At 49.6% G+C, this 6,000-nt stretch carries 6 protein-coding genes; 4 read left to right on the forward strand and 2 right to left on the reverse strand.

What is annotated here, in order from left to right; translation table 11 throughout:
• Position 1 precedes the first annotated feature (1 nt).
• From EZM41_RS01155 to EZM41_RS01170, 4 genes are all read left to right on the forward strand, one after another.
• Positions 2-643 carry a hypothetical protein gene (locus EZM41_RS01155; RefSeq protein WP_198468578.1) on the forward strand — a complete coding sequence of 214 codons (642 nt, stop codon included), beginning with the start codon at positions 2-4 and terminating at the stop codon, positions 641-643.
• A 55-nt stretch (positions 644-698) separates the two neighbouring features.
• A complete protein-coding gene (locus tag EZM41_RS01160; protein ID WP_198468580.1) occupies positions 699-1,667 on the forward strand; it encodes a Bug family tripartite tricarboxylate transporter substrate binding protein in 969 nt (322 codons plus the stop codon).
• A gap of 107 nt (positions 1,668-1,774) precedes the next feature.
• Positions 1,775-2,218: a tripartite tricarboxylate transporter TctB family protein gene (locus tag EZM41_RS01165; protein ID WP_198468582.1), complete on the forward strand. Its 444-nt coding sequence runs from the start codon at positions 1,775-1,777 to the stop codon at positions 2,216-2,218.
• Positions 2,219-2,230: 12 nt separating this feature from the next.
• Positions 2,231-3,733: a tripartite tricarboxylate transporter permease gene (locus tag EZM41_RS01170; protein WP_198468584.1), complete on the forward strand. Its 1,503-nt coding sequence runs from the start codon at positions 2,231-2,233 to the stop codon at positions 3,731-3,733.
• 74 nt (positions 3,734-3,807) lie between these two features.
• Here EZM41_RS01170 and EZM41_RS01175 read toward each other — a convergent pair whose 3' ends face one another.
• Together EZM41_RS01175 and EZM41_RS01180 are read right to left on the reverse strand one after the other, a co-directional pair.
• On the reverse strand, positions 3,808-4,767 hold the full coding sequence (locus EZM41_RS01175) for an aminopeptidase (RefSeq protein WP_198468586.1): 960 nt from the start codon (positions 4,765-4,767) through the stop codon (positions 3,808-3,810).
• 228 nt (positions 4,768-4,995) lie between these two features.
• Complete coding sequence (locus EZM41_RS01180; protein WP_198468588.1) at positions 4,996-5,979, reverse strand: Bug family tripartite tricarboxylate transporter substrate binding protein; 984 nt, start codon at positions 5,977-5,979, stop codon at positions 4,996-4,998.
• Positions 5,980-6,000 lie beyond the last annotated feature (21 nt).

The raw sequence follows: 6,000 nt of genomic DNA on the forward strand, positions 1-6,000 counted from the left end.
TATGACTCATTCATTGCACAGGCGTGGGGATGCAGAGTCCTTAAAACGCGACTACGTGCTGTTGTTTACGCCAGCTGCGGGCATCAATCACGAAGGCTCTCACGAAAAACTGGAAAAGATCATAGATATCATAGCCGAAGCCGGTCCAACCAATATAGGTTCTTACGACGTCAAGAAGAATATCTACGACGGCATAACCATAGAGGACGTAAAAAAGAACCTGAGCATGTCAAAAGTCCCCCGCGTGAGATGTTGCTTCAGCGACAAAAACAAAGTCCTTCAAGTTCTCAAAAAGGTGAAAGATGGAGACTTCGGCATATCAGTGACGGTGAGCGGCCTTATCGACGAAGTCTTAAACATGAGTAAAGAAATCAATTGCAAACCGCACTCCATAAATCTCTCCCTGGGCGTGTGGGGGCGAACCGAAAAACTGCCCGATGAAACCGTAATGGAAATCGTAACCATGTGCGGCCACGGCCTTCTTTCAAAAGCCCTCGTTAAAAAGGAAGCCGAGCTGGTGCGCAAGGGGAAAAAGAGCATACGACAGGCAGCCGAAGAACTGGCAAGGCCTTGTACGTGTGGTATTGTAAACGTAGATAGAGCTCAAGATATCCTTTCTCGATGGATAGCAAGAGATATGTAGGGACACTTACATTTTGTAAATACAAATATAAAGACATGAAGGAGGTATGTAAAAAATGAAAAAGTTAGTCACCTTGTTGGCGGTATTAGGGTTGATCTTGGGGCTTTGTAGTTTTGGACCAGCATGGGCTGCGTACCCAGAGAAGCCGATCACCCTTGTGGTGCCATTCTCTGCAGGTGGCGGAAGCGACGTCATGGCCCGTGCCATCGCCAAGGTCTTCCAGGATGAAAAGTTGTTGCCACAGCCGCTGGTCGTAGAAAACAGGCCCGGCGGCAGCGGTGCAGTAGGGTATGCCTATGTGGCAAGAAGAGCCGGCGATCCGTATATCATCGCGACCGTGAGTTCCAGCTTTTGGACCACACCCCTTACGGCGGAATCTCCGGTAAGCTACAAGGACTTCACGCCAATTTCAGGCCTAGGTCTCGACCCATTCCTTCTTATGGTAAACCCAAAATCACCATATAAAACTTTAGAGGATGTGATAAAAGCAGCCAAAGAAAAACCTATGGGGTTGACCATGGGCGGCACAAGCCTTTCTGACGACAGAGTCTGTACCGGGCTACTTGAAAAGGCCGCTGGCATCAAGTTTAACTACGTTCCTTTCGAGGGTGGTGGAGAAGCCATGACGGCACTCTTGGGAGGACATGTGGATCTATGCTGGGCTAACCCAGGAGAAGCGCTGAATCAGCTTGAGGCAGGAAGAGCTGTAGCATTAGCGGTGAGCGTGGAAGAACGTCTTGCAAAATTGCCAGACGTTCCTACTTTTTCTGAGGCTGGGTATCCCCAAGTGGTCCACTATCAACTCCGCGGCATTGTAGCGCCTAAAAATGTCCCTGAAGAAGCCGTAAAGGTATTAGAGGCGGCCTTCAAAAAACTTCACGATAGCCAAGCATGGCAGAAGGATTATATGGAGCGTTTTATGGTAATGTCTCGTTACTATAATGCCAAAGATTTTGCCAATGCCATAGTAGAGCGCAATGATGCCTATACGGTTGTGTATAAGGAAATAGGCGTGCTGAAGTAAACATAACTAAATTGAAATTATTGCACTATCTATAGGACCACAAGAACTTCAAGGGAAGGCTTGTTGCCTCCCCTTGAAGTTCTAAAAGAGAAAGAGGAGTGCTAAAAATGAAGCGAGGCACGCAAATATCGGCTGTAGTTTTGCTCCTCTTGGCAATTTATATTATGGTCACAAGCATAAACAAGTTGGGATATAAGCTCAACGGCTTGCCAGGGCCAGGCTACGCTCCATTTTGGATCGCCGTCTTTTTGGTCTTCTTCGCCTTGGGAGTACTGTGGGAGGCAAAGAGGCTGCCCGGCGGTTCTATATTCACACGGCAGACACTAAAGATGTTGGCCATATTGACCATAGCAGGCATCATCACCATTGTCCTTGCGCTGTTCTTAGGGCTCTTGACGAGCTTATCCCTTGTAGCTGGAGCTTTGGTATGGTTCCTGGGAGGCTCATTAAAACAAGCTGTCCTCACCGTTCCCACTGTAGGAATATGTTTTTACTTGCTCTTTCAAAGGCTCCTTATGGTGTCTTTCCCAAAAGGGCCTTTTGGCTTTTAGGGGGTTAATATTATGGAGACGCTCGAGCTGCTAATTGACGGTTTTGCTGTAGCTCTGCAAGGACAAAATCTCTTGGCTTGCCTGATAGGCGTAATCGGAGGCGTCACAATAGGTGCCTTGCCGGGCCTTGGCCCATCCACCGGCGTAGCCGTGCTGCTTCCTCTCACCTTTGGCAGAGATCCCACTACGGCCATCATCATGCTCGCCGGCATTTACTACGGAGCCATGTTTGGCGGAGCCATATCCTCGATACTCATTAATACTCCAGGCGACTCAGCAGCAGTGATGACGTGTGTAGATGGTAACCCTTTGGCCCAACAAGGGCGTGCTGGAGCCGCGCTTGGGATGGCATCCTTGGCATCGTTCATCGGCGGTACAATATCGATAATTATCTTCACGTTTTTGGCGCCCAAACTGGCCGAGGCAGTCCTTTGGTTCGGCCCCCCGGAATACTTCGCACTGATGGTCATGGGTCTTTCTACTGTATCAGGGCTCACCGGCAAATCCCCCTTCAAGGGCATGACATCCATGCTTGTAGGGTTAGCACTTTCCACAGTAGGCGTAGACCTGGTAACTGGTAAGCCGAGGTTCTGTTTTGGAAGGCCCGAACTGTTCAGCGGGATAGAGTTTATCACGGTAGCGCTGGGCCTTTTTGGTATTGCCGAGCTCATCAACCTGGCTGCGGGCGAAGGCGGGCAACTAAAGCGGACAGAAGTTAAGCTTTCTTTTAAAAATATGCTACCGAACAAGGAAGACTGGGGCCATTCTTGGCCTCACATTTTGCGCGGCACGTTTCTGGGCTTTTTTATAGGCATGCTTCCAGGGGCAGGAGGCACAATAGCCTCTTTCATTTCTTACTCCACGGCAAAGCGCAGATCTAAGAGACCGCAGCTCTTCGGCAAAGGGGCTATCGAAGGAGTGGCTGCTCCTGAATCCGCGAACAACGCCGCTTCTGTAGGAGCCTTTGTCCCACTTCTCGCCCTGGGGGTACCGGGCTCGGCCACTACAGCCGTACTTCTGGGAGCGTTAATGATGTTTAACTTGCGCCCAGGCCCACTGATATTTCAACGAGCACCTGAGTTTGTCTGGGGGCTTATAGCGTCAATGTACGTGGGCAACGTTATGCTCGTAGCGCTAATGCTCTTATTCATAGCCGCTTTCGTAAGAGTGCTCGACATTCCAGTTCACCTATTGGTGGCTTCTGTCTTCGCCCTGATCCTGGCGGGGTCTTTCAGTTTGAATGTGGGCCTTTTTGAAGTGGGCATCACGGTGGCCTTCGGTGCAATAGGCTATATTATGAAAAGGCTCGAATATCCTCCAGCACCGCTTGTGCTTGCCCTCGTTTTAGGGCACATGCTTGAAAACTCTTTTAGACAATCGATGATTATGTCCCGAGGTGACATCTCTATCTTTTTTACCCGTCCTATATCTCTCATATTGATCGTCATTGCCGTCGCCGCGGTAGTCATTCCTGCGATTCGAAGCTCCCGAAGGGGAAGCATAAGCCGCACATAATAATAAAATAGCGACATATCCAGTAGGAGCATAAGGGGACAGTTATTTCCTGTTCCCTTATGCTCGATTTTTTCCTACAGAGATAGCCTACCTCGTTCTATAACAAGCTTACCATCCACCCACAGACTGGGAGTAGAGAGCACTCCGTCTAAATGGGTAAGGCTTTTATTTTGACCTCCCAGGGTAAGATTATCGCCCAAGGCAAGGTGAATGCTGCCTAAACGCTTTTTATCCTCGGAGACGGTGGTACCGTGGCGGGCAGCGGGATTGGTACCCACAGCGAACTCGCCTAAGTTCCAAGAGTTAGAATCACCCCGAGCTTTAAGAATAGCCTGCAATCGGCGCGCAGCTTCACTACCCTCGATCGCCACTACCCGTCCATGTTCAAAGCGCCAAATCACTGGCTCATGAAGCATGCCGATCTGGTGCAGTGAAGAGTCCACCACGACAGTTCCTATGGCCGTCCCCTCCACCGGGGCCATAGCTGCCTCGCCATCGGGAAAACAAGCAATGGTGCCAGGACGAAAAACCCCAGAAAGCTCAAAGCAGGGCCGACCAGCTATTGAGAAGGTGACGTTTGTTCCAAGCTCACTGGTAATATGGACCTCTGAACCGGCAGTAAGGAGATCCGACACCGCCTTTGTGATGCGTCCAACCTCAGCATAATCGGCCGTGGCGGCACCGCCTCTGAGTGTAGCCACAGAAATCTCTGGCATGCCAATGTACTTGCAGCCCCTTTTTAGCGCTGTGCGGACAGCATCGGTATGGGCAAACCCCGTCGAAGTGGCAAAGAGCATTAACTCAGCGCCAAGGATCCCTAGGCTTACCACCTGAGTAGGTTCTAAGCCGTGAACTGGTCGACGTACCATCATCGTGATCGTCGGTTCCAGTCCCAGTTCATAGGCTGCAGCCGCTAAGGCTTCAGCTACCTCCGGCTCGACGCCGGTATCGGTGATGATAGCGACCTCCTTAACGCTTTCTTTGTTTAGTTCTACTGGTATGCGTGCGTAGTGTTGCAGAGTAAAATCATGCATTATTTTTGCCCTCCGTCCTTTTAACAATCGGGTATCCCGTTTAATTTTCCTCAGATACATAGTGCTTAATAATTTTTTCAGCTCGATCGATAGCTACAATTCCACAAGCGCAGAGATAGGTCAGCTCTTCAGCTGCTTGTCGCACTGTTTTGTGACCTTTCTTCACTATAGGGATGAGGAGCAACATGCGATCGCCATCACTCTCCCCCGAAGTTTTGCTACTCCACCTTATTTAAGCAAGCCGACCTCTTTGAAGATGCTCGAATAAAGTTCGTTTTGCTTCACAATGGCATCGCTGAATTCTTTAGCTGGTAGATAGCGTGCCGTCACCATGTTGGGTTCAATGTATTCTTTCTGCCAGGTTGGACTTTCGCTCAACTTTTTAAAGGCTGCCTCTAATACGCTCAAAGCATCTTCTGGAATATCTTTTGGTGCCACAATGCCACGGAATTGGAAAAAAACTACGCTCTCATATCCCAGTTCTTCAAAGGTGGGAACCTCTGAAAGCAGAGCCAACCGCTTGTCGCTCGAAACCGCCAATGCTCTGGCTTTCCTGGCTTCAAGCTGGTTCAAGGCTTCACCCGGGTTAGCCCAGCAAAGTTGCACATGACCGCCCAGCAAGGCTACCATAGCATCGCCACCACCTTCAAAAGGCACATAGCTAAACTTCACACCTGCATCTTTCTCTAATAGGGAGGTGCACACTCGGTCGTCAGAAAAACCACTCGCACCACTTATCATCAAGCCCTCGGGTTTGCCCTTTGCCTCCTCAAGCATATCGTCCAAGGTTTTGTAAGGCGCATCCCATTTCACCATTAATAAAAAAGGATCCATAGCCAAGGCTGAAATCGCTGTGAAGTCTTTGTAGCTCACCGGCGAATTGCCCGCCAACGGCGTAGTCCAGAAACTTGAACTTACTGTAGCAATGATATATGGATCACCCACTCTCTTCGCTACATATGTATACCCTATAGCGCCGCTGCCACCGGGCCTGTTTTCTACCACTAAAGGCTGCGGCAGGATTTGTTCCTTTTGCATCACATTGGCAATAGCACGGGCCATAACATCACTGCCACCACCTGCTGACATAGGTACCAATAAGGTGATGGGTTTCGTGGGATACTGTGATGCTGCCAGTGCCGCCATTTGACCGTGACCAAACAAAGCTACGCTCAAAATCATTGCAAGTAGAAACATCACAACTTTTTTCATTAAGCTTCCCCTCCCTTTTTG

It is taken from the genome of Acetomicrobium sp. S15 = DSM 107314 (assembly GCF_016125955.1).
GTDB classification, from domain to species: Bacteria; Synergistota; Synergistia; order Synergistales; family Thermosynergistaceae; genus Thermosynergistes; species Thermosynergistes pyruvativorans.